We start from the raw sequence: 21,989 nt of genomic DNA, 5'->3' as shown, positions 1-21,989 counted from the left end.
CGAGCTGAACCAGCCGTTCCGGCCGCGGCGGTCACTGCACCCGCCGCCGCAGGTAGTTCAGCAGGTCGATGCGGGTGATCAGGCCGAGGAAATCGGCGCCGTCCATGATGATGGCGACCTGGCCGCGGTCGAATACCGGCAGCAGCGCCTCGATCGGCGACTTCACGTCCAGGCGGTCGAGCTTGCTGACCATGGCGATGGCCACCGGGTCGCGGAACCGCGCCTCGTCGCCGTAGACATGCAACAGCACGTCGCTCTCGTCGATGATGCCGACCAGGCGGTCGCCATCCATCACCGGCAGCTGCGAGACGTCGTACAGCTTCATGCGCTGGTAGGCGGTGGTCAGCAGGTCGTTGGGGCCGACCACCACGGTGTCGCGCTGGCTGTACGGGCGCAGGATCAGGTCGCGCAGGTCACCGTAGCGCGGACGCTCGAGGAAGCCGTTGTCCAGCATCCAGTAGTCGTTGTACATCTTCGACAGGTACTTGTTGCCGGTATCGCACACCAGCACCAGCACCTTCTTCGGGGTGGTCTGCTCGCGGCAGTACTTCAACGCCGCCGCCAGCAGGGTGCCGGTGGAGGAACCGCCGAGGATGCCTTCCTTGCCCAGCAGCTCGCGCGCGGTGTGGAAGCTCTCCGCATCGGTGATGGCATAGGCCTTGCCGACCCGGCTGAAATCGGAGATCGACGGCAGGAAATCCTCGCCGATGCCCTCCACCAGCCACGAACCCGACTTCTCGTTGAGCGTGCCTTCGTTGATGTACTCGGCCAGGATCGAACCGACCGGGTCGGCCAGCACCAGCTCGGTCTTCGGCGACAGCCGGGCGAAGGCGCGCGACAGCCCGGTCATGGTGCCGGAGCTGCCGCAGCCGAACACGATGGCGTCCAGGTCGCCGTCCATCTGCTCGAGGATCTCCGGGCCGGTGCCGAACTCATGCGCGGCCGGGTTGTCCGGGTTGCCGAACTGGTTGACGAAATAGGCGCCCGGGGTGCGCTCGGCGATGGTCTTGGCCAGGTCCTGGTAGTACTCGGGGTGGCCCTTGGCCACGTCCGAGCGGGTCAGCACCACCTCGGCGCCCATCGCCTTGAGGTTGAAGATCTTCTCCCGGCTCATCTTGTCCGGAACCACCAGGATCAGCTTGTAGCCCTTCTGCTGGGCGACCAGCGCCAGGCCCAGCCCGGTGTTGCCGGCGGTACCTTCCACCAGCGTCGCGCCGGGCTTGAGGTCGCCACGCTTCTCCGCCGCCTCGATCATCGACAGGCCGATGCGGTCCTTGATCGAACCGCCCGGGTTGGCGCTTTCGAGCTTGAGATAGAGCTCGCAGACGCCAGTATCCAGGCGCTGGGCCTTGACGATCGGCGTGCGCCCGATGAGTTCGAGTACGGAGGAGTGGATTGCCATCGATATGCTTGGGATCGCGCCGCGCGGCGGCCGGAGCCCGATTATCCGATGGATATGCGCGAAAGTCAGGCGACGATCGGTTCTTGGATCATCGCCAGCGCGCCTTTGCGCAAGCGGCGCGGGCAATGGCGACCGACGAGGAGGCCGCCATTGCCCGCGACGGAAAGACTTCAGCGTGGGGAAGGTTCAGTTGAGCCGGTCTTCATAGATCCGCAGCAGTTTCTGCTTGGCCAGCAGCTTTTCGCGTTTCATCTGCCCCAGGGTCACATCGTCGATGGGAAGTACTCCCAGTTCCGCATCCATGCATTTCTTGTTCAGCTTCTGGTGCTGCTGATAGAGCTGCTTGAACTCGGGGTTGACCTTGATCAACGCGTCGATCTCACTCTGCGGCTGCCCTTCGAACATGACTACCTCCTACATGCGGAAACACGAACGCCCCGGCCTTGCGGCACGGGGCGCTCTGGGATGGAGGTCCGGACGGAGCACGGCCGAACCCCCGGCTGCGTTCCGGCTCACTGCCCGGAAGCTGTCTGGTACTGGTTCGCGCCACGGTTGCACTGGCCCGGTCCTCCGCTGTACGGACGACGAAAATGTCGCCCGGACGATTGACCCTACGCCTGAAAAATAGTTCCGGCAAGCGCACCGCAGGGAGTCTGAAAAGGTTCAGCAACGGCCGCACATTCAGTGTTCACGACACCGCCGCGCGGCACGCCAGCGCATGCGCCCAGGCAACACAAGCAGTAGTGCCGGAGCCGGCCGGCACCCCACCCGGTGGGTGCCGGCAGCGCCGGCACGGCATCACGGTGCGACGACCACCTCGGCCGAACGGGCCCGGGTGGCGGCGGCCTTCTTGCCGCTGACCTGGATGCGGTTGGCGCCGACGCCGGCCGCCACCAGGGCATCCTTCAACGCCTGCGCGCGGCGCTGGCCGACACCGCTGGCGCTGTCGTACCCCTCGATGGTCACCCGCCCCTTCTTGCCGATGTTCAGGTACTCGGCCAATGCCTTGAGCTGGTCGCGCGCGGCAGCCGACGGGGTCGCCTGGCCCGCCGCGAAGGCGTCGCCGGCCAGGGTGAACACCTCGCCGCGGTTGTCGAACCTGGACGCGGGCAGCTTCTTGCCGGAAACCAGTTCGGCCTCCTCGCGGGCCAGCCTGGCGGCGTTCTGCTGGGCCGAGCTCACCCGCGCGGCCTGCTTGCCGGCGACGCTGGTCAGCGCCGCCTCGGCGTCCTGCCGGGCCAGCGTCTCGGCCTCGGCGGCCTGGCGCAGGCGTTCGGCTTCCTCGGCCTGGATCTGCGCCTGCACGCGCAGCCGCTCGGCCTCCTGGCGGGCGCGCGCGGCCTCGCGGCGGCTGGCCTCGACCAGCAGTTCGCTGCGGGTGCGTTCGAGCTGGTCGACTTCGCGGCGGGCGGCTTCGGCGCGGGCACTGGCCTCGGCGATCGCCACCCGGCGCTCGGCCAGGTAACGCGCCTGGTCCAGTTCCTTGCGCCTGGCCTTGGCCAGCACGGCGATCGCCTGCTGTGCCTGCAATCGTTCCAGTGCCGCCAGGTCGGTGGTACGCGCGTCGGCCTGCAGGGTGACCAGGCGCTGGTTCAACATCGCCACCGCCGGGTCTTCGGCGGCGGTGGCGAGCAGCGGCACGGCCAGCAGGCCGGCCACGAGCAGGATGCGGATGCCCATCAGCGTCCCTCCCCGGTCGCCAGCTGGCGTTGCAGGCGCTCCACTTCGGCCCTGCGCTGGGCCAGCATGGCCAGCGCCACGGCCTCCTCGCTCTGGGCCCGTGCAAGGTCGGCGTCGACCGCCGCACGCTGTGCCAGCAGTGGCGCCTGCTTGCGCTCGCGGCGGTCGCCGGCCGCGCGCTGGGCCTGCTCCAGCTGCTGCCGGGCCAGGGCGATGGTGTCCGGCGCGTACTGGTCGGCATCGGCACGGTCGGCGCGTTCGACCGCCTGCTGGGCGGCAAGCAGGTCGGCCGCGGCCGGGTCCTGCGCCATCGCGCTGGCACAGAGCGCAGATGCGCACGCGGTCACATACAGGAAACGTCGTAAGTGTGCGAAGCTAGGTTTCATTGGGGAGCCGTCGCGGAAAGTTGAGCACGGCCATTGTCGTCAAGGCTGCCACGTGCTTGCAACGCCGGGTGGCTCCTGCTTGGGGAACCTTCCATGGATATCGGCTATTTCCTGAAGCTGATGACCGAAAAAAACGCGTCGGACATGTTCCTGACGACGGGTGCGCCGGTCCACATCAAGATCGAAGGAAAGCTGTACCCCCTGGGCAATACCGGCCTGCCGCCGGGCATGGTCAAGAAGATCGCCTACTCGCTGATGGACGAAGGCCAGGTGCCGCAGTTCGAGCGCGACCTGGAGCTGAACATGGCCATCGCGCTGGCCGACGTGGGCCGGTTCCGCGTGAACGTGTTCAAGCAGCGCGGCGAAGTGGGCATGGTCATCCGCGCGATCAAGAACCGGATTCCCTCGATCGAGGAACTGAAGCTGCCGGACGTGCTCAAGGACGTGATCATGACCCCGCGTGGGCTGGTGCTGGTGGTCGGCTCCACCGGCTCGGGCAAGTCCACGTCGCTGGCGTCGATGATCGACCACCGCAACGCCACCACCACCGGGCACATCCTCACCATCGAGGACCCGATCGAATTCCTGCACCGGCACAAGCAGTCCATCGTCAACCAGCGCGAAGTCGGGCTCGATACCCATGCCTTCCACAACGCACTGAAGAACGCGATGCGCGAGGCGCCGGACGTGATCCTGATCGGCGAAATCCTCGACGCCGAGACCATGGAAGCGGCCATCGCCTTCGCCGAGACCGGCCACCTGTGCCTGGCCACGCTGCACTCCAACAACGCCGACCAGACCATCGAGCGCATCCTCAACTTCTTCCCCGAGAGCGCGCACCGCAACGTGCTGATGAACCTGTCGCTGAACCTGCGCGCGGTGATCAGCCAGCGCCTAGTCAAGGGCACCGACGGCCGCCGCCGGCCCGCGACCGAGGTGCTGATCAACACGCCGATGATCCGCGACCTGCTGCGCCGCGGGCAGGTGCACGAGATCAAGCAGGCCATGGAACAGTCGCTGGAGGAGGGCATGCACAGTTTCGACCAGTGCCTGTTCCGGCTGGCCAAGGAGGGCGTGATCGAGCAGGAGGAGGCGCTGCGCGCGGCCGATTCGCGCGACGGCCTGGCGCTCAAGTTCCGGCTGTCCGAAGGCGCCAGCGGCGAGCACGACCCCTACGCGGATTTCTCCGCGGCGGCGGCACCGGCGTCGATCACCCACGGGTTCTGAGGCGCGCCACCGCCGTGATGGCGCACCACGAAGCCCCGCTGCGGCGGGGCTTTTGCGTGGCTCCCCGGCTGCGGCGCGGGAAGGTCAGGCCGCGTCCGGCTGGTTCTCCGGCCGCGCGCGGTCGAATGCCGGCAGCGCCAGACAGGCGGCTTCGATCCGCCGCAGGGTCGGAAAGGCGTCCAGATCCAGGTTGAAGCGACGCGCGTTGTACAGCTGCGGCACCAGGCAGCAATCGGCCAGCCCGGGCGCGTCGCCATGGCAGAAGCGGCCGGTCTGCGCCGAGCCCGCCAGCGCCGTCTCCAGCGCCGAAAAGCCCATGCGCATCCAGTGCAGGATCCAATCGTCGCGCTCGGACTGCGGCACGTGCCATTCCTGGTCGAAGAACTGCAGCACGCGCAGGTTGTTGAGCGGATGGATGTCGCAGGCCACCAGTTGCGCCAGCGCGCGCACCCGCGCGCGGTCGCCGGCAGCGGCCGGCAGCAGCGCCGGTTGCGGGCGGGTTTCCTCCAGGTACTCGAGGATCGCCAGCGACTGCGTCAGCACGCGTTCGCCATCGCACAGCGTCGGCACCAGTTCCTGCGGATTGAGCGCGGCATACGCCGGGGCGTGCTGCTGGCCGCCGTCGCGCACCAGGTGCACCGGCACGATGGCGTAGTCCAGCCCTTTCAGGTTCAGGCCGATGCGTACGCGGTAGGCGGCGCTGGAGCGCCAGTAGCTGTAGAGCGTCAATGCCTGTTGCATGTCCATGTCCTTTTGCCTGCAGGCCACCATACCCGCCGGTGACGGAAGCGTCCGTGCCGCCGGTCGGTCCATCGCGCCGCCGGCCGGGAATGCCCCCGGCCGGTCGGCGGGTACCCGCGCGCACCGGTGAAGGTGCGCGCCGCCCTCAGGGCCGCGCGGCCTGCTCGATGCGCTGTTCGATGGCGCCGAAAATGCTGTTGCCGGCGCGGTCGAACATTTCGATCCGCACCACGTCGCCGAAGCTCATGAACGGCGTGGACGGCTTGCCGTCGCGCAGGGTTTCCACGGTACGGCGCTCGGCGAAGCAGGACGCACCCAGCGCGGTGTCCTCGTTGGCGATGGTGCCCGAACCGACGATGGCGCCGGCCGACAGCGGACGGGTCTTGGCCGCATGCGCGACCAGCTGGGCGAAATCGAACTGCATGTCCACGCCCGCTTCCGGCGCGCCGAACCATTCGCCGTTGATGTGGGTCACCAGCGGCAGGTGCACCTTGCTGCCCTGCCAGGCCTCGCCCAGTTCATCCGGGGTGACGAATACCGGGCTCAGCGCCGAACGCGGCTTGGACTGCAGGAAGCCGAAGCCCTTGGCCAGTTCGGCCGGGATCAGGTTGCGCAGGCTGACGTCGTTGACCAGGCCGACCAGCTGGATGTGGCCGGCGGCCTGCTCCGGCGTCACCGCCATCGGCACGTCGTCGGTGATCACCACGATCTCGGCTTCCAGGTCGATTCCGTAGTCCTCGCTGACCACCTTGACCGCGTCGCGCGGGCCATAGAAGCCGGCGCTGGTGGCCTGGTACATCAGCGGATCGGTGTAGAAGCTCTCCGGGACCTCGGCGCCGCGTGCCTTGCGTACCCGTGCCACGTGCGGCAGGTAGGCGCTGCCATCGACGAACTCGTACGCGCGCGGCAGCGGTGCGGCCAGCGCCTGCATGTCCAGGTCGAACACGCCATCGGCATCGCCGTGGTTGAGCGACTCGGACAGCGCGTTCAGCCGCGGCGCGACGTTGGACCAGTCCTCCAGCGCCTGCTGCAGGGTGGCGGCGATGCCGGTGGCGCGCACGGCACGGGCCAGGTCACGCGAGACCACGATCAGGGTGCCGTCGCGGCCACCTTCCTTCAGGGAACCAAGCTTCATCGGAGCGTCCAGTCCAGGGGCGGGAAACAAGTTTCGATTGTAACGAATAGTCCGGCGGCGACCAGCGCCACGCGGGCACTGCCGGGAATCCACCCGGCTGCCGCGCCACCGGGTGCTGCGCGGCAACCAGCGACGGCACCGCGCCCTGCCGGGCCGATCGGGAACCCGCGCCCCCGACCGTACCTGAACAGGGATTTTTGTGCCGTTCCCGAACATCCCTTAGACTATCGCGGTCTGCCAGCGGCCGTCCGTTTCCCTTCCGGGATCGCCGGCGGCGCAGGACCGCAGGCCTCGTCGCCCGGTCCGCCCGCCCGCCCCCATTCCGACGCCATTCGTCTCGCATTCCGGCCAGCGCGCCTTGCGCTGGTCGCACCCATGATCTCGCAGCGCGGTTTTACGGGAACGCTCCGAGCCGACCGGTCGCCATGACCGGCAGCGCAGACCCATCCGGGCCGGCGCGTCCCCATATTGCGGAGTTTCCATGTCGTTCGAAGATCTGGGCCTTGCGCCCTTCCTGCTGCGCGCGCTCGCCGAGCAGGGTTACGAAAACCCCACCCCGATCCAGCAGCAGGCCATCCCGCTGGTGCTGGAAGGCCACGACCTGCTGGCCGGCGCACAGACCGGCACCGGCAAGACCGCCGCGTTCGGCCTGCCGCTGCTGCAGCACCTGGCCACCTCGGCGCAGGAAGTGCGCAACGGCCCGCGCCGGCCGCGTGCGCTGATCCTGACCCCCACCCGCGAACTGGCCACCCAGGTGCATGACAGCCTGCGCGGCTACAGCAAGTACCTGCGCATCCCCAGCACCTGCATCTACGGCGGCGTCGGCATGGGCAACCAGCTCGACATCCTGCGCCGTGGCGTGGACCTGCTGGTGGCCTGCCCGGGCCGCCTGATCGACCACCTGGAGCGCCGCAGCATCGACCTGTCCGGCATCGAGGTGCTGGTGCTGGACGAAGCCGACCGCATGCTCGACATGGGCTTCCTGCCCTCGATCAAGCGCATCCTGGCCAAGCTGCCCAAGCAGAACCGGCAGACCCTGCTGTTCTCGGCCACCTTCGCCGACCCGATCAAACAGCTGGCGCTGGAGTTCATGCGCAACCCGCGCGAGGTGATGGTGACCCCGCGCAACACCGTGGCCGAGACCATCGCCCACCGCGTGCACCCGGTCGACGCCGGGCGCAAGCGCGAACTGCTGCTGCACCTGCTGGCGCAGGACTCGCGCGAGCAGACCCTGGTGTTCGCCAAGACCAAGCATGGCAGCGACAAGCTGGCCACGTTCCTGGACAAGTCCGGCATCAAGACCGCGGCGATCCACGGCAACAAGAGCCAGAGCCAGCGCCTGCGCGCACTGGGCGACTTCAAGGCCGGCCGCGTCACCGTGCTGGTGGCCACCGACATCGCCGCGCGTGGCATCGACATCAACGAGCTGCCCAAGGTCATCAACTACGACCTGCCGATGGTGGCCGAGGATTACGTGCACCGCATCGGCCGTACCGGCCGCAACGGCGCCAGCGGCCAGGCGGTTTCGCTGGTGGCGCAGGAAGATGCCAAGTACCTGCGCCAGATCGTGCGCCTGCTGGACCGCGACATGGACATCCGCGACGTGCCGGGCTTCGAGCCGCACACGCCGATCCGCTGGGGCAACAGTGCCCCGGGCAAGGCCGAGCAGCCCGGCGGCGAACGTCCGCCGCGCCGCGGCAATGGCGGCCGCCCCGGTGGCCACCGCGACGCCGCGCCGGGCCAGCGCCGTGGCGGGGCGGGTGCGCCGTCCGGCGCCCCGCGTGGCGAGAACAACGGCCAGCGCCGCGAAGGCCAGCCGGCCGGCGCCGCACGCCGCCGCCGTGGCGGCCGTGGTCGCGGCAAGGCGCCGCAGCCCAACAGCGCGGTCTGACCGACCCGACTGGACCCGTAGCGAACGGCCGCATTGCGGCCGTTCGCCGTTGACCCCGCCTGCGCCCGCCGGACACCCGGCCCACGCCCACCGGCTACTACAATCGCGTCATGGACATCTTCAAAGACTTCACCCTCGAGGCCGCCCACCGGCTGCCCAACGTTCCCGCCGGCCACAAGTGCGCGCGCCTGCACGGGCACTCGTTCCGCGTGCGCCTGGAAGTCAGCGGCGAACCCGGCGCCGAGTCCGGCTGGGTGATGGACTTCGGCGACATCAAGGCCGCCTTCCAGCCGCTCTACGAGCAGCTCGACCACCATTACCTCAACGACATCCCCGGGCTGGAAAACCCCACCAGCGAGCGCCTGGCGATCTGGATCTGGGACCGGCTCCAGCCGGTCCTGCCGCAGCTCAGCGCGGTGACCGTGCACGAGACCTGCACCTCCGGCTGCCGCTACCGCGGCATCTGAGCTGAACGATTCCCCGGCGGCCGCAGGCACCGGACTTCCGCGCCGCCATGGCGAACGTTATGCTGCGTCGCAACAAACGACGGAGCAACGGCATGTCCGCCCGGTTCGACGACGGTTTCAGCGGCTACACCCGGCAGTTCGCGGCACTGGCCCATCGCGCCAACCGGCTGGCACTGGAAAACGCGGAGAGCGCGTTCGGCGTGCAGCTGCGTACCTTCGAGCGCAATGCCAACGCCACCGCCGGCTTCTTCGGCGAGCTGGTCCATCCCGACCCGGCGGCCGACCTGCCATCGCTGCTGCCCAAGGGCCTGCGGGTAGCCCGGGAAAACCTGCAGCGGCTGGCCTCGGCCGGGCAGGAGATCGCCGGGCTCGGGCTGCAGACCGGACAGGCGCTGGCCGAACTGGCACGGCAGCCCTTCCAGGCCGGCAACGGCAAGCACCAAGGCACCAAGACCCGCTGACTCCCCCTCAACAGCGCGCGGATCCCCCTCCCCGCGCCCTGTCCGGACCCGGCAACGAGCTCTCTCCCGTTGCCGGGTCTTTCTTTTTTTTGCTTTCCGGATCCGGGCCTGGAAACCGATCGGTTATCGGCTTTGTGCCGATGACGACCGTCATGGGGCCGGGTACGCGAGTCCGGCTATCGCTCTTCTGATCCGGGGTTCACGCAAATCCCGCCCCGGACATGACCGCCGACGAGTGCATGTTCAAGGCGGAAGTGCAGGCTCAGCCGGCGCATTGCCTTATGCCATGCAGCCGATCCGTATCGGCACGCCTGACCCGAGCAGGCGTTCGCCGTTGCCCCCATGCGCAGCCTGCCAGCATGCAGTTCCAACAGCATCGTTACCCTTGCCCCGTCCACACAGTGATCCTCCTCGAGCCTCCGCAGAGCACAGGCCCGGCGGAGTAAAAGGCCAACGGACCGTGTACTGCATCGCCCCGCATACGCCCATGCACGCGCTCACCGTGGTCGTGCGGCGTGGCGAACACGTGCAGAGGGATGTCGCCGCACTCCATGACTTCCCGGAGTGGCTTCGGTAGAAGCCCGCCATCTCGACAAGCCGACTCATGGAGTTCGACGAACACGAACAGCCCAGGGTGCCGTGCATGCTGCTGACCAACAGCCAGCAACGGGAGTGCGTCGACAGGCCGAACATCGGCAAGCACGCCGTGAACGGTCTGTACAATCGATCCTCCTGCGCCTGCGCTGGCACGAACGGCCTCCCGACAACGCGCCCGCCACGTGCCTCGGAAGTCCATGGGTTCAAGACAGGCGCGTATCGCAGGCGCATCGAGTCGGGGATGCCATACGCTGCAAGCCGCTGGCCCGGCTCAAGGCAACTTCAGGCATCCGATGATGAATGCCGAGATGCCTACCGTCTGGTTCGACTGAATTTCATCCCGGGAGTGAGATTGGACATTCGCTGGTTTTCCAACAAAGAAGCCCTGATCGAACATGAGAATTCACTCAAGGCGCAGTATGGCCTGCGCCTTGAGTCCGAGCTCAGGCGGCAGCAGGAATGCGATGGCTACTGCACCTACTGCAACACGGCCGTGCGCTTCCAGGTGGGTACGGGGGCAACTTTCGATGGCCGGCCAAACCTTCGGGAAGGCATGAGGTGCAGCAACTGCAAACTTTCGGCAAGACAGCGGCTGGTGCAGCTCGCCTTTTCGTCCAGTTCCAGTTCGGGCTGGACAGATGCACGAGGCGCGATCCTGGAGCGTCATACCCGACTTTACAGGACGCTTTGTAGCGCATCACCCAAAATCATCGGCTCGGAGTTCCTTGGCCCGAATGTCGGCAAGGGCAGTCATCGCATCAGATTCGGGCGCGCATTCATACCGAAGGTTTCCAGAAACGAATCGATCCTGGATTTTTCTTACCACGATCGATCACTGGATTTCCTGATCCATACCGACGTCCTTGAGCATGTCGAGCATACCCACAGGGCATTGGTCGAGTGTCACCGCGTTCTGCGGCCGGGAGCCCCCCTGATTTTCACCGTCCCGTTCTTCACCGCGCTTGACAGCACGCTGGTGAGAGGAACAACCGACGCAGCAGGAAGACTGGTCGAGCTGATGCCGGGCGAGTATCACGACGATGGCGTCGGCAAACGCGGGATATATACGTTCTACAACTTTGGCTGGCCTCTTTTTTCGATGCTGCAGGCCATTTTTCCCCGGGCCGAAATCGGCATTGCCTACGGCAAGCGCGAAGGATTCCTGTTCTGCGACAGCGAGGATGACTGGTGGAACATGGCGCCACTGATCTTCAGGTGTTACCGGTAGTTCAAGCCACGCCGGTCTCCCCGTGGGCTCTTTCCCGCATCAGGTACCGCTGGAACGGGAAAGCCGGCTGAGGTGGGCGGCATTGCACATTTCCTGGCCGCGTCCAGTGGGCGGCCCCTATGCATTGCACCTCTTGCCCGTGTGTGCGGGCAGGAGTTGCTTCTGCCCGACGTCCCACACCGGGTTCCGGGCAGGCTTCCTCCCCTGCCACCTCACCGCGCGCCATCAAGCGCGATGGCGTGCCCCGGGCGGTCATAGCGCAACGGGCGCTGCCGCTCCCAGCGGACACCATCGCGGGGGCGCAACGGTTAGACTTCGCCCCATGTTCAGTTCCACAACGCTCACCGGCAGCAAGCCGGAACAGTACGCCCAGTTGCTGGCACAGGCACGCGCCCTGGTCCACGGCGAGAGCGACCGCATCGCCAATGCCGCCAACCTGTCGGCACTGGTGTACCACGCGCTGCCGCAACTCAACTGGGTGGGTTTCTATTTCTTCGATGGCACAGAGCTGGTGGTCGGCCCGTTCCAGGGCTTGCCGGCCTGCGTGCGCATCCCGCTGCACAAGGGCGTGTGCGGGGCAGCCGCCAGCACCCGCCAGACCCAGCGCGTGGACGACGTGGATGCCTTCCCCGGCCACATCGCCTGCGACTCGGCCTCGCGCTCGGAACTGGTGGTGCCGCTGGTCCATGGCGGCGCGCTGGTCGGCGTGTTCGACCTCGACAGCCCGGTCACCTCGCGCTTCGACGCCGACGACCAGGCGGGGCTGGAGGCCATCGCCGGGGTGTTCGTCGAGGCGCTGGCATGAGTGCGCTCAAGCTGCGCAACATCGGCCCCAAGAGCGCGGCGTGGCTGCGCCAGGTCGGGTTGCGCAGCGCCGAGGACCTGGCCGCGGTGGGCGCCGTCGGTGCCTTCGTCAAGGTGCGCCGCGCCGGCTTCAAGCCCAGCCTCAACCTGCTCTACTCGCTGGAAGGCGCGCTGGTCGGCTGCCACTGGCAGGAAGTACCCGACGCGCGCCGCCAGCAACTGGTCTCCGAATACGAAGCCGCGGCCGGCGGGCTGCCTGCCGCGCGCGCCGGGCAGATGGCCGGGCCGGTCCGCGAGACCCGCATGCAGCCGCATGCGGACCTCGACGACGGCGGCGACGAGACCGGCGAGATCCGTTTCGGCGAGGACTGAAGCCGGCGGCCGGGCCGCTACGGCAGTACCCGTTCGACCCCGCCCAGCAGCACCAGTGCCAGCAGCAGCAGGCTTTCGGTGACCTCGACGCTGGCGCCCAGGCAGTCGCCGGAAATACCGCCCAGCCGGCGCCGCCACCAGGCCGCGATCAGCGCCACCAGCGGCAGCGCAAGCAGCAGCGGCCAGGCCACGAAGGCGGTGACCACTGCCAGCAGCAGCGCCCACACCCACATCGAGCGCAGGCTCAGCTGCCATGAAAAGCGTTCGGCCATGCCCGCGCCGTGCAGCGACGGCAACAACCGGCTCCACCACAGCGTGCCCCAGCGCGCCCACGCCGGCACCAGCACGATGCCGTACCACAGCGGGCTGGCCGACAGCTCGGCCAGCAGCACGAACTTGAGCAGCAGCTGCATCACCAGGGTGACCACGCCGAACACGCCCATGTGCGGGTCCTTGAGCACTTCAAGGAAACGCTGCGGGTCGCGGTGCGCGGCGCCGAAGGCATCGGCGACATCACCCAGCCCGTCCAGGTGCAGCGCGCCGGTCACCCACACCCACGCCAGCAGCGTGAGCACGCCGGCCAGCCAGGGCCGGTCGCCGAGCAGGTACAACGGCGCGGCCAGCAGCACGCCGATGATCACACCGACCAGCGGGTAGTACACCGCCGCACGGCTGAGGTCGTCGTCGCGGAAGTCCTTGACCTGCGGCGTCGGCAGCCGGGTCAGGAACTGGATGGCCAGGACCAGGCGGCGCACGCTCACGGCTGGCACAACTCCAGCAGCTCGCCCCACACCTGTCCGTCCTGCGCGCGCTCCACGCGCAGGCGCACGCGGGTGCCGTAATCGATGCGCATCGCCCACAGGGCCGCCAGCGGGATGCCACACACGCGCGACACCACCAGCCGCAGCACGCCGGCATGACTGACCACCAGCACCGGTCCGTCATGCTCGTCCTCGTCCAGCAGCCGCTGCAGCTGGGCATCGACGCGCTGCTGGAACTGCTGCCAGCTTTCGCCGTTGGGCGGCACCACGGCATGCGGCGCGTCGTAGAGCCCGGCCAGCAGTTCGGCGGGGATCTCGTCGTAATGGCGCCCGTCCCAGTCACCGAAATCCAGTTCGGCCCAGTCCGGGTGGATTTCGCAGAACAATTCGCGGCCGGCGAGCAGCGCAGTGGCCGTATCCAGCGCACGGCGCCGCGGCGAGGCGATCACCCGGCTCCACTGGCCATCACCGTGGCGCTGCAGCAGCGCGTCCACCGCGCCGTCGAGCAGGGGCGGATCGCTGCGGCCGTCCAGGTGGCCCTGGCGGCCGGTGGAGGCATGGCGCATCAGGTCCAGGATCATGGCGCGGCGCTCCGGTCGGCAACCGCGGCTTCGGCGAACGTCGCCATGCCGTTGTGCAGCGCGCAGGCCAGGCGCAGCAGCGGCAGCGCCAGCGCCGCGCCGGAACCTTCGCCCAGGCGCAGGTCCAGCTGCAGCAGCGGGTCGGCCTGCAGCTGCTCCAGTACCCGAGCGTGGCCACGCTCGGCGGAGCGGTGCGAGAACAGCAGCCACGGCCGCAGCGAAGGATTGATGCGCACCGCCGCCAACGCCGCGGCGGAGACGATGAAGCCGTCGACCAGCACCGGCACGCCACGCTGGGCGGCGGCGATCATGGCCGCGGCCAGTGCCGCGATCTCGAGCCCACCGACGCGGCACAGGGCCTCGCGGCCCGGGTCGCCGGCCGCGGTAATCGCGGCACCGTGCAGCGCCAGTGCCCGTGCGATCACGGCCTGCTTGTGGGCGATGCGCGCCGCATCCAGGCCGGTGCCGGCCCCCACCAGTTCCGCCAGCGGCAACGGCCCCAGCACCGCCGCCAGCGCGCTGGCCGAGGTGGTGTTGCCGATGCCCATCTCGCCAAGCAGCAGCAGGTCGGCGCCATCGTCGCAGGCCGCGGACACCGCGCGCCGGCCGGCGGCAAACACCGCATCCAGGTCGGCCGCGGCCATGGCCGGACCGGCGGTGAAATCGTCGGTGCCGCGACGCGGCTTGTCACAGGTCACGCCGCTGACCGGCGCATCGGCCAGGCTGCCCACGTCCCAGACATGCAGCGGCACGCCCAGTTCGCGCGCCAGCACGGCAATGGCGGCGCCACCGGTGGCGAAGTTGCGCAGCATCTGCACCGTCACTTCCGCCGGATACGCCGACACGCCCTGTGCGGCGATGCCATGGTCGCCGGCGAACACCAGCACCGGTACCCGCGTGGCCTGCGGCTGCTCGCGCCCCTGCAGGGCGGCCAGTTCGATGGCGAGGGTTTCCAGGCGCCCCAGCGCCCCCTCGGGTTTGGTCAGTTGCCGCTGGCGGGCGATGGCATGCTGCCGGTGCGCCTGCGAAGGCGCGGGGCAGGCCCGGGTGAACCATGCGTCTGTCACGTGTGTTCCGATACCGCGTTGCAATCGCGCATTGTAGGGCGCATGGCGCCTGCACGATGTGCCGTGGCGGGCGCCGCCGCCTGCCCCGCACCGGTCTCCCCCGGCAGCGCGGCGGGTGATGGCATAGAATGCCCGCACTTTCGGGTGACCGGCCGGACTCGCTCTGGCCGGTTGAAACGGGAAGCCGGTGCCGCGCCTGCCAGGAACATCCTGGCCCGCGCCAGTCCGGCGCTGCCCCCGCAACGGTAAGCAGGACAAGGACAGGCATACCGCCACTGTGCATCCATCGCACGGGAAGGCGCCTGGCCGGAAGCGTCGATGCGCGCTTCGCCTGCGAGCCCGGAGACCGGCCCGGAAGCCGACTGGTTGCGATGCGGAGGGCATGGCGGCGGCAGTGGCGCCGTGCGCGCACTCCGTCGTTTCCCTTCTCCTGGCAGCCTCCACCGTCCATCCGCGCGGGAGCGCGCGGATCCAGGAGTTCAGATGAAACTGCCATACCACACCCTTTCCCTCGCCCTTGCGCTGGCGCTGCCGGGCATTGCCAGCGCCGAGCAGGCGCCCACCGAACTCGACGACGTGGTGGTCACCGCCACCCGTACGCCGGTTTCCATCGCCGACAGCGTGGTGCCGGTGCAGGTGATCGACCGCGAGCAGATCGACCGCAGCCAGGCCGGCTCGCTGATGGACCTGCTGCGTGGCCGCGCCGGCCTGGACTTCGTCAACCAGGGCGGCCCCGGCAAGATCACCTCGCTGTTCATGCGCGGCAGCGCCTCCAGCCAGGTACTGGTGCTGGTCGACGGCGTTCGCATCGGCGCCGCCTCCAGCGGCATGCCGGCGCTGCAGGACCTGCCGATCGACCAGATCGAGCGCGTGGAGATCGTGCGCGGGCCGCGTTCGAGCCTGTACGGCTCCGAGGCGATCGGCGGCGTCATCCAGATTTTCACCCGCGCCGCCGGCCAGGGCCTGCAGCAGAACCTGGCACTGACCGCCGGCAGCCACAACCTGCGCCAGGCCAGCGCCGGGTTCAGCAACCGCGGCGAACGCGGCTGGTTGTCGGCGCAAGGCGCCTGGCAGAAGACCGACGGCATCAACGCGTGCAACGGGTCGGCCACGCTGTTCCAGGGCTGCTATGTCGACGAGCCCGACCGCGACGGCTACCGCAACACCTCGCTCAACGTGCGCGGCGGCTACGCGCTGGGCGAAACCCTTAGCGTGGAAGGCCACATGCTCGACGCCGCCAGCCGCAACCAGTACGACGGCAGCATCTATGGCGGCAACGAGGCCGACAACCAGCAGCGGGTATACGGCGGCAAGCTGCGCTGGACCCCGGGCGACGCGTTCGGCCTGTCCGTCCAGGTGGGCCGCAACGACGACCAGGCCGACAGCTATTACGTCCAGGCCGGCAAGCGCAGCTTCGTTTCCACCTTCGACACGCGCCGCGACACCGCCAGCGTGCAGGGCGACTTCCTGTTCGCCGAGGGCCAGCAGCTGAGCGTCGGCGGCGACTGGCAGAAGGACCAGGTGACCAGCACCACCGCCTATTCGATCGACAACCGCGACAACACCGGCGTGTTCGCCGAGTACCAGGGCCGCTTCGGCGCGCACTCGCTGCAGGCCAGCGTGCGCAACGACGACAACGAGCAGTTCGGCAACCACACCACCGGCAGCCTCGGCTACGGCCTGGCGCTCGGCCACGGCCTGCGCCTCACCGCCAGCGCCGGCACCGGCTTCAAGGCACCGACCTTCAACGACCTGTACTTCCCGTGGTCGAGCAACCCGGCATTGAAGCCGGAGGAATCCACCAGCGTGAACGTCGGCATCGCGCAGTACGGCGAGGGCTGGAACTGGACCTTCAACGCCTACGAAAGCCGCATCGACCAGTTGATTGCGCTGGACAGCACCTACACTCCGTACAACATCGCCAAGGCGCGCATCCGCGGTGCCGAGCTGACCGGCTTCGCATCGCTGGCCGGGTTCGACATCAACGCCCAGGCCAGCTTCACCGATCCGCGCGACCACACCCGCGGCGCGGCCAGCTACGACAACTGGCTGCCACGCCGTGCCCGCAGCAGCGGCCGCCTCGACGTGGACCGTGGCTTCGGGCCGCTGCGCGTGGGCGTGACCGCCACCGCCACCGGGCACCGTTTCGACAACGCCGCCAACAGCCTGCGCCTGGCCGGCTACGGCACGGTGGACCTGCGCGTGGAGTATGCCATCAACGAGGCATGGAGCCTGCAGGCCCGGGCGGCCAACGTGTTCGATCGCGAGTACGAAACCGTGGCCTGGTACAACCAGCCCGGTCGCGAGTACCAGTTGACGCTGCGCTACCGCTCGCGCTGAAGCCGCCACCACGGCCGCTCCGACGACGCTCCGGCCTCATGCCGGGGCGTCGTTCCATGACCACGAGGGCCATGCCGGCATCATCCACGCCGGACGTCCGGCAGTGGACCGGGCGGCGCCTGGCACCATGCCCGCTCGCCGCACAGGCCGGCGAATCGTCGCTCAGACGCCTGCGAGCAGTTCCCGCATATCATCGATCACCGCGACCGCACCGGCCGCATCCAGGTCGAGATCGCGCGGGTAGCCGTAGCGCACCAGGGCGATGGGCATGCCGGCGGCGTTGGCCGCCTCCAGGTCGGTGGCCGAGTCACCGACCATCAGGCACTGCGCCGGCGCGCGGCCGAGCAGCCGCGCCGCATGCAGTACCGGCTCGGGCGACGGCTTGCGCTGCGGCAGCGTGTCGCCACCGACGATGTGCGCGAAGTATCCGGCGATGCCCAGATGCGCGAGCAGCGGCGGTACCAGTGCCGATGGCTTGTTGGTGCAGATCGCCATCGGCAGCCCACGCGCCTGCAGCTGCTGCAGGGCGTCGGCCACGCCGTCGTACAGGCGCGGGCTGCGCAGCAGGCAGTCATGGTAGTGGCGCATGAACAGCGGCATCACCTCCTCCGGCGTGCGCTCGCTGCCGGCGTGCGCCAGCGCGATGGCGACCAGGCGGCGCACGCCTTCGCCGATCCAGCTGCGGACCGTCGCCTCGGACACGCGCGACAGTGACAGCTCCTCCAGCGAGCGGTTGATCGCCTCGGCGATGTCCTCGGCGCTGTCCACCAGCGTACCGTCCAGATCGAATACCAGCGCTGCAATGCCCACGCACCCACTCCATGACAGTGAACCGTCGATTGTACCGGGGTGCGGAAACCCGTCAGTCCACGGCCGCATCGCGGAAAAGGTCGCCCTGCACCACCGTATCCTCGCGGTCGCGGAACCCGGACAGGCCCACGCCCACCAGCCGGTAGCGCGTGTCCGGCGGCAGCTGCACGCGCTGGCACAGCGCCAGCGCGATGTCGCGCAGTTCCTCCTCCGAGGCCGGCGGCGCATCCGGCGTGAGGCTGCGGGTGAGGATCCGGAACTGGGCGGTCTTGAGCTTGAGCACCACGGTATGGCCGATACGTTCGGTGCGCCCGGTCGCGCGCCACGTCCGCGCCGCCAGCTGGGCGATCAGTTCGTCGAACTCGCCCAGCCGCAGGTCCTCGGCGAACGTGTCCTCCGAGGAGATCGACTGCACCGGCTGGTCGGGCTCCACCGGGCGCTCGTCGATGCCGCGCGCGCGCCGGTACAGGCGTTGCCCGAACGTGCCGAACAGCGCTTCGAGCTGCTCCAGCGGCAGCCCGCGCAGATCGCCGACGGTAGCGATGCCCAGCGCCGCCAGGCGTCCTTCCATGACCTTGCCCACGCCGGGCACGCGGCTGACCGGCAGCGGCGTCAGGAACTGCTCCACCCGCGCCGGCGGCACCACGAACTGGCCATCGGGCTTGCGCCAGTCAGAAGCGATCTTGGCCAGGAACTTGTTCGGCGCGATGCCGGCCGAGGCGGTGAGCGAGGTTACCTCGCGGATCTGCGCGCGGATGGTGCGTGCGATCTCGGTGGCGATGCCGTCGCAGGTCGGCGATCCGCTCACGTCCAGGTAGGCCTCGTCCAGCGACAGCGGCTCGACCAGCGGGGTATGCTGCAGGAATATCTCGCGGATCTGCCGCGACACGGCCTTGTAGCGGGCGAAATCCGGCGGCACGAACACCGCGTCCGGACACAGCCGCTCGGCGCGCACCGCGGGCATCGCCGAGCGCACGCCGAACCTGCGCGCCTCGTAGGAGGCCGCGCATACCACCGACCGGGCACCGCGCCAGGCCACCACCACCGGCCGACCCCGCAACGCCGGATCGTCCCGCTGCTCGACAGACGCGTAGAACGCGTCCATGTCGATGTGGATGATCTTGCGCATGGCGAGCAACACGACCGCGGAACGAAGGACCGCCATCATAGCGCCGCGCTCCATACGCACCGGTACGATCTACGACGAACGTGCCGCCTTTTCCCCGCAACACTACGGATGCGTACGGATAAAACTGTTGATTGAAAGCCCGCGCATCATGCATGCTCGGGCGTTAACCCACGTTTTCGTGCTCCGGATTACCGCTTCGATGAACCGTCTCAATGCGTTCTCGCGCGAACAGCTGCTGGCCAGTGCCCGCGGCGAGCTGTTCGGGCCCAACAAGGGCCGCCTGCCCAACGACCCGATGCTGATGTTCGACCGCATCACCGACATCCGCGACGACGGGGGGCCCCACGGCAAGGGCCTGGTGCGCGCCGAGCTCGATATCCGCCCCGACCTGTGGTTCTTCGGCTGCCACTTCATCGGCGACCCGGTGATGCCCGGCTGCCTCGGCCTGGATGCGATGTGGCAGCTGACCGGCTTCTTCCTGACCTGGCTGGGCGCCGAGGGACGCGGACGCGCCCTGGGCTGCGGTGAGGTCAAGTTCACCGGCCAGGTGCTGCCCAGCGCCAGGCTGGTGCAATATGAAATCGACATTTCGCGCGTGATCAACCGCAAGCTGGTCATGGCCCAGGCCGACGCCCGCATGCTGGTCGACGGGCGCGAGATCTATACCGCCAAGGACCTGCGCGTGGGCCTGTTCACTTCCACCGAGAGCTTCTGATGCGTCGTGTCGTCATCACCGGCATGGGGATCAACTCCTGCCTTGGCAACGATCTGGATACCGTTTCCAGTGCCCTGCGCGAAAGCCGTCCCGGCATCGTCGCCCTGCCCGACCATGCCGAAGCCGGCCTGCGCAGCCAGATCGGCGGCCGCGTCGACATCGACCTAGACGCGCAGATCGACCGCAAGCTCAAGCGTTTCATGAGCGACGCGGCGGCCTACAGCTACATCGCCCTGCGCGATGCCATCGCCGACGCCGGCCTGGACCAGACCCAGGTCAGCAATGTCCGTACCGGCCTGATCGCCGGCTCCGGCGGCGGCTCCAGCCAGTGGCAGGTGGAAGCCGCCGACCTGCTGCGCAACCGCGGCGTGCGCAAGGTCGGCCCGTACATGGTGCCGCGCACGATGTGCTCGACGGTCTCGGCCAACCTGGCCACCGCCTTCAGCATCAAGGGACTGAGCTACTCGCTGTCCGCTGCCTGCGCCACCTCGGCGCACTGCATCGGCGCGGCCGCCGACCTGATCCGCCACGGCGCCCAGGACATCGTGTTCGCCGGCGGCGGCGAGGACCTGCACTGGTCGATGAGCGTGATGTTCGATGCCATGGGCGCGCTGTCCACCGGCTTCAACGACACCCCGGCATCCGCGTCGCGCCCCTATGACGCCAACCGCGACGGCTTCGTCATCGCCGGCGGCGCCGGCATGCTGGTACTGGAAGACTACGACCACGCCATCGCGCGCGGCGCACACATCCATGCCGAGCTGATCGGGTACGGCGTGACGTCCGATGGTGCCGACATGGTCGCCCCGTCCGGCGAAGGCGCGGTGCGCTGCATGCACATGGCGCTGGCCGGCATCGACCGCCCGATCGATTACCTCAATACCCACGGCACCTCCACCCCGCTGGGCGACATCACCGAGCTGGGTGCGGTGCGCGAGGTCTTCGGCGAGCGGGTGGTGCCGCCGATCTCCTCGACCAAGGCGCTGTCCGGCCACTCGCTCGGCGCGGCCAGCGTGCACGAGGCGATCTTCTGCCTGCTGATGATGCGTGACGGCTTCATGGCCGGCTCAGCGAACATCGAGACGCTGGATCCGCGCGCGGAGGGCTTCCCGATACTCCACCAGACGCAGGAAGCACGCCTTGAGACGGTGATGTCGAACAGCTTTGGTTTTGGTGGTACGAACGCGACGCTGGTGTTCGGCCGGTTGTAAGGCCGGGGCATCAAGGGGTTCAAGCAACGGCGCCTTTTGGCGCCGTTGTCGTATGCGCGGTGGTCGCGGATCTACGTGAGGCAGCCCGTGCTGCACGCGTTCGCGTGCGAGGCTCCGTTCCGGCACAGCCGCCGGGCCCGCCAGGCCCGTGGCCTTTCTCTGTGTCGCGCGCCTGCAGGGCGATTATCACTGGGCAATACCCGCAGCCACGCTGATTTGAGGACGTGGAAAACGCCAACGGCGCCTTTTGGCGCCGTTCTGGTTTATGCGACATCCGGGTTCTGGATGCGGGAAAAAAGCAAACCCCCGCTGCGTTAGCAGCGGGGGTTTGGGGATAAAGCCCCTGGCGATGACCTACTCTCGCATGGCTTGAGCCACACTACCATCGGCGCAGCTGCGTTTCACTTCCGAGTTCGGGATGGGATCGGGTGGTTCCACAGCGCTAATTTCACCAGGGAGAGGGTTGGAGGGTCGCTATCCATTGGAGCAGGATAAAGCGCCAGCCTCTCGTAGGTCTTGTGACGTAGCGTGCACTTGGGTCTATCGACATGTCATGTCGGCCAAGGCAACTTGAGGTTATATGGTCAAGCCACACGGATCATTAGTATCAGTTAGCTCAACGCGTTGCCGCGCTTACACACCTGACCTATCAACCACGTAGTCTACATGGTTCCTTCAGGGGGCTTGTGCCCCGGGAAGTCTCATCTTGAGGCGCGCTTCCCGCTTAGATGCTTTCAGCGGTTATCGCTTCCGAACATAGCTACCCGGCAATGCCACTGGCGTGACAACCGGAACACCAGAGGTTCGTCCACTCCGGTCCTCTCGTACTAGGAGCAGCCCCTCTCAAACTTCCAACGCCCATGGCAGATAGGGACCGAACTGTCTCACGACGTTCTGAACCCAGCTCGCGTACCACTTTAAATGGCGAACAGCCATACCCTTGGGACCGACTACAGCCCCAGGATGTGATGAGCCGACATCGAG

At 68.2% G+C, this 21,989-nt stretch carries 21 protein-coding genes, 2 rRNA genes and 1 riboswitch (1 of these 24 cut by a window edge); of the genes, 10 read left to right on the top strand and 13 right to left on the bottom strand.

Going from position 1 to position 21,989, the window contains the following annotated elements:
- Nucleotides 1-31: 31 nt before the first annotated feature.
- From QQA12_RS02495 to QQA12_RS02480, 4 genes are all read right to left on the bottom strand, one after another.
- Entirely contained in the window at nt 32-1,402 is a 1,371-nt protein-coding gene (locus QQA12_RS02495) for a pyridoxal-phosphate dependent enzyme (RefSeq protein ID WP_056930866.1), read from the bottom strand.
- Nucleotides 1,403-1,588: 186 nt separating this feature from the next.
- Complete coding sequence (locus QQA12_RS02490) at nt 1,589-1,807, bottom strand: YdcH family protein (protein ID WP_056930865.1); 219 nt, start codon at nt 1,805-1,807, stop codon at nt 1,589-1,591.
- 393 nt (nt 1,808-2,200) lie between these two features.
- Nucleotides 2,201-3,082: an OmpA family protein gene (locus QQA12_RS02485; protein ID WP_226050738.1), complete on the bottom strand. Its 882-nt coding sequence runs from the start codon at nt 3,080-3,082 to the stop codon at nt 2,201-2,203.
- Nucleotides 3,082-3,468 (bottom strand): DUF4398 domain-containing protein, encoded by a 387-nt coding sequence (locus tag QQA12_RS02480; protein ID WP_182212571.1) that lies wholly within the window; start codon nt 3,466-3,468, stop codon nt 3,082-3,084. The genes QQA12_RS02485 and QQA12_RS02480 overlap by 1 nt, the downstream gene beginning before the upstream one ends.
- Nucleotides 3,469-3,561: 93 nt before the next feature.
- On the opposite strand from QQA12_RS02480, the gene QQA12_RS02475 reads away from it, so the two are divergent.
- Nucleotides 3,562-4,695: a PilT/PilU family type 4a pilus ATPase gene (locus QQA12_RS02475; protein ID WP_056930862.1), complete on the top strand. Its 1,134-nt coding sequence runs from the start codon at nt 3,562-3,564 to the stop codon at nt 4,693-4,695.
- An 84-nt stretch (nt 4,696-4,779) separates the two neighbouring features.
- Here the strand turns inward: QQA12_RS02475 and maiA are convergent, their stop codons facing one another.
- Together maiA and QQA12_RS02465 are read right to left on the bottom strand one after the other, a co-directional pair.
- Nucleotides 4,780-5,436, bottom strand: a complete 657-nt coding sequence (gene maiA / locus QQA12_RS02470; RefSeq protein WP_056930910.1) for a maleylacetoacetate isomerase — start codon at nt 5,434-5,436, stop codon at nt 4,780-4,782.
- Nucleotides 5,437-5,581: 145 nt separating this feature from the next.
- Nucleotides 5,582-6,571, bottom strand: a complete 990-nt coding sequence (locus tag QQA12_RS02465) for a fumarylacetoacetate hydrolase family protein (RefSeq protein WP_054662656.1) — start codon at nt 6,569-6,571, stop codon at nt 5,582-5,584.
- Nucleotides 6,572-7,052: 481 nt separating this feature from the next.
- On the opposite strand from QQA12_RS02465, the gene QQA12_RS02460 reads away from it, so the two are divergent.
- From QQA12_RS02460 to QQA12_RS02435, 6 genes are all read left to right on the top strand, one after another.
- On the top strand, nt 7,053-8,462 hold the full coding sequence (locus tag QQA12_RS02460) for a DEAD/DEAH box helicase (RefSeq protein ID WP_054662653.1): 1,410 nt from the start codon (nt 7,053-7,055) through the stop codon (nt 8,460-8,462).
- Nucleotides 8,463-8,572: 110 nt separating this feature from the next.
- A complete protein-coding gene (queD, locus tag QQA12_RS02455) occupies nt 8,573-8,929 on the top strand; it encodes a 6-carboxytetrahydropterin synthase QueD (protein ID WP_054662649.1) in 357 nt (118 codons plus the stop codon).
- A gap of 92 nt (nt 8,930-9,021) precedes the next feature.
- A complete protein-coding gene (locus tag QQA12_RS02450) occupies nt 9,022-9,390 on the top strand; it encodes a phasin family protein (RefSeq protein ID WP_182212573.1) in 369 nt (122 codons plus the stop codon).
- Between the two features lie 643 nt (nt 9,391-10,033).
- Nucleotides 10,034-11,215, top strand: coding sequence for a methyltransferase domain-containing protein (locus QQA12_RS02445; protein WP_226050739.1), 1,182 nt, complete (start codon nt 10,034-10,036; stop codon nt 11,213-11,215).
- A 322-nt stretch (nt 11,216-11,537) separates the two neighbouring features.
- On the top strand, nt 11,538-12,020 hold the full coding sequence (locus QQA12_RS02440) for a GAF domain-containing protein (protein WP_054662639.1): 483 nt from the start codon (nt 11,538-11,540) through the stop codon (nt 12,018-12,020).
- Complete coding sequence (locus QQA12_RS02435) at nt 12,017-12,391, top strand: TfoX/Sxy family protein (protein WP_054662636.1); 375 nt, start codon at nt 12,017-12,019, stop codon at nt 12,389-12,391. The genes QQA12_RS02440 and QQA12_RS02435 overlap by 4 nt, the downstream gene beginning before the upstream one ends.
- Nucleotides 12,392-12,408: 17 nt before the next feature.
- Here the strand turns inward: QQA12_RS02435 and cobS are convergent, their stop codons facing one another.
- Genes cobS through cobT form a run of 3 tightly spaced genes read right to left on the bottom strand, consistent with a single transcriptional unit; the run spans nt 12,409 to nt 14,800 of the window.
- A complete protein-coding gene (gene cobS / locus QQA12_RS02430) occupies nt 12,409-13,152 on the bottom strand; it encodes an adenosylcobinamide-GDP ribazoletransferase (protein WP_226050740.1) in 744 nt (247 codons plus the stop codon).
- Entirely contained in the window at nt 13,149-13,733 is a 585-nt protein-coding gene (locus tag QQA12_RS02425; RefSeq protein ID WP_056930858.1) for a histidine phosphatase family protein, read from the bottom strand. Before QQA12_RS02425 ends, cobS begins: the two co-directional genes overlap by 4 nt.
- Nucleotides 13,730-14,800, bottom strand: a complete 1,071-nt coding sequence (gene cobT / locus QQA12_RS02420; RefSeq protein ID WP_226050741.1) for a nicotinate-nucleotide--dimethylbenzimidazole phosphoribosyltransferase — start codon at nt 14,798-14,800, stop codon at nt 13,730-13,732. Before cobT ends, QQA12_RS02425 begins: the two co-directional genes overlap by 4 nt.
- Before the next feature lie 125 nt (nt 14,801-14,925).
- Nucleotides 14,926-15,170, top strand: a riboswitch (cobalamin riboswitch).
- A gap of 113 nt (nt 15,171-15,283) precedes the next feature.
- On the opposite strand from cobT, the gene btuB reads away from it, so the two are divergent.
- Nucleotides 15,284-17,140 (top strand): TonB-dependent vitamin B12 receptor, encoded by a 1,857-nt coding sequence (gene btuB / locus QQA12_RS02415; protein ID WP_226050742.1) that lies wholly within the window; start codon nt 15,284-15,286, stop codon nt 17,138-17,140.
- A 162-nt stretch (nt 17,141-17,302) separates the two neighbouring features.
- On the opposite strand, the gene gph is transcribed toward btuB, so the two are convergent.
- On the bottom strand, nt 17,303-17,950 hold the full coding sequence (gph, locus tag QQA12_RS02410) for a phosphoglycolate phosphatase (protein ID WP_226050743.1): 648 nt from the start codon (nt 17,948-17,950) through the stop codon (nt 17,303-17,305).
- Nucleotides 17,951-18,002: 52 nt separating this feature from the next.
- Nucleotides 18,003-19,088, bottom strand: a complete 1,086-nt coding sequence (dinB, locus tag QQA12_RS02405) for a DNA polymerase IV (protein ID WP_152984915.1) — start codon at nt 19,086-19,088, stop codon at nt 18,003-18,005.
- Nucleotides 19,089-19,278: 190 nt separating this feature from the next.
- On the opposite strand from dinB, the gene fabA reads away from it, so the two are divergent.
- Entirely contained in the window at nt 19,279-19,794 is a 516-nt protein-coding gene (fabA, locus tag QQA12_RS02400; protein ID WP_054662614.1) for a 3-hydroxyacyl-[acyl-carrier-protein] dehydratase FabA, read from the top strand.
- Nucleotides 19,794-21,005 carry a beta-ketoacyl-ACP synthase I gene (fabB, locus tag QQA12_RS02395; protein ID WP_226050744.1) on the top strand — a complete coding sequence of 404 codons (1,212 nt, stop codon included), beginning with the start codon at nt 19,794-19,796 and terminating at the stop codon, nt 21,003-21,005. Before fabA ends, fabB begins: the two co-directional genes overlap by 1 nt.
- 341 nt (nt 21,006-21,346) lie before the next feature.
- Here the strand turns inward: fabB and rrf are convergent.
- Both rrf and QQA12_RS02385 read right to left on the bottom strand, forming a co-directional pair.
- A 5S ribosomal RNA gene (gene rrf, locus QQA12_RS02390) occupies nt 21,347-21,461 on the bottom strand.
- A gap of 124 nt (nt 21,462-21,585) precedes the next feature.
- Nucleotides 21,586-21,989, bottom strand: a 23S ribosomal RNA gene (locus QQA12_RS02385); it runs 2,474 nt beyond the window's last position.

It is taken from the genome of Stenotrophomonas sp. 17(2023), assembly GCF_030345315.1.
GTDB lineage: Bacteria > Pseudomonadota > Gammaproteobacteria > Xanthomonadales > Xanthomonadaceae > Stenotrophomonas > Stenotrophomonas acidaminiphila.
The sequence above is the reverse complement of the archived record's forward strand: the minus strand, read 5'-3'. Positions and strand labels throughout refer to the sequence as shown.

Coding starts and splice junctions, on each gene's coding strand:
- QQA12_RS02495 (WP_056930866.1), bottom strand. CDS start 1,402: ATGGCAATCCACTCCTCCGTACTCGAACTCATCGGGCGCACGCCGATC.
- QQA12_RS02490 (WP_056930865.1), bottom strand. CDS start 1,807: ATGTTCGAAGGGCAGCCGCAGAGTGAGATCGACGCGTTGATCAAGGTC.
- QQA12_RS02485 (WP_226050738.1), bottom strand. CDS start 3,082: ATGGGCATCCGCATCCTGCTCGTGGCCGGCCTGCTGGCCGTGCCGCTG.
- QQA12_RS02480 (WP_182212571.1), bottom strand. CDS start 3,468: ATGAAACCTAGCTTCGCACACTTACGACGTTTCCTGTATGTGACCGCG.
- QQA12_RS02475 (WP_056930862.1), top strand. CDS start 3,562: ATGGATATCGGCTATTTCCTGAAGCTGATGACCGAAAAAAACGCGTCG.
- maiA (WP_056930910.1), bottom strand. CDS start 5,436: ATGCAACAGGCATTGACGCTCTACAGCTACTGGCGCTCCAGCGCCGCC.
- QQA12_RS02465 (WP_054662656.1), bottom strand. CDS start 6,571: ATGAAGCTTGGTTCCCTGAAGGAAGGTGGCCGCGACGGCACCCTGATC.
- QQA12_RS02460 (WP_054662653.1), top strand. CDS start 7,053: ATGTCGTTCGAAGATCTGGGCCTTGCGCCCTTCCTGCTGCGCGCGCTC.
- queD (WP_054662649.1), top strand. CDS start 8,573: ATGGACATCTTCAAAGACTTCACCCTCGAGGCCGCCCACCGGCTGCCC.
- QQA12_RS02450 (WP_182212573.1), top strand. CDS start 9,022: ATGTCCGCCCGGTTCGACGACGGTTTCAGCGGCTACACCCGGCAGTTC.
- QQA12_RS02445 (WP_226050739.1), top strand. CDS start 10,034: ATGCTGCTGACCAACAGCCAGCAACGGGAGTGCGTCGACAGGCCGAAC.
- QQA12_RS02440 (WP_054662639.1), top strand. CDS start 11,538: ATGTTCAGTTCCACAACGCTCACCGGCAGCAAGCCGGAACAGTACGCC.
- QQA12_RS02435 (WP_054662636.1), top strand. CDS start 12,017: ATGAGTGCGCTCAAGCTGCGCAACATCGGCCCCAAGAGCGCGGCGTGG.
- QQA12_RS02425 (WP_056930858.1), bottom strand. CDS start 13,733: ATGATCCTGGACCTGATGCGCCATGCCTCCACCGGCCGCCAGGGCCAC.
- btuB (WP_226050742.1), top strand. CDS start 15,284: ATGAAACTGCCATACCACACCCTTTCCCTCGCCCTTGCGCTGGCGCTG.
- fabA (WP_054662614.1), top strand. CDS start 19,279: ATGAACCGTCTCAATGCGTTCTCGCGCGAACAGCTGCTGGCCAGTGCC.
- fabB (WP_226050744.1), top strand. CDS start 19,794: ATGCGTCGTGTCGTCATCACCGGCATGGGGATCAACTCCTGCCTTGGC.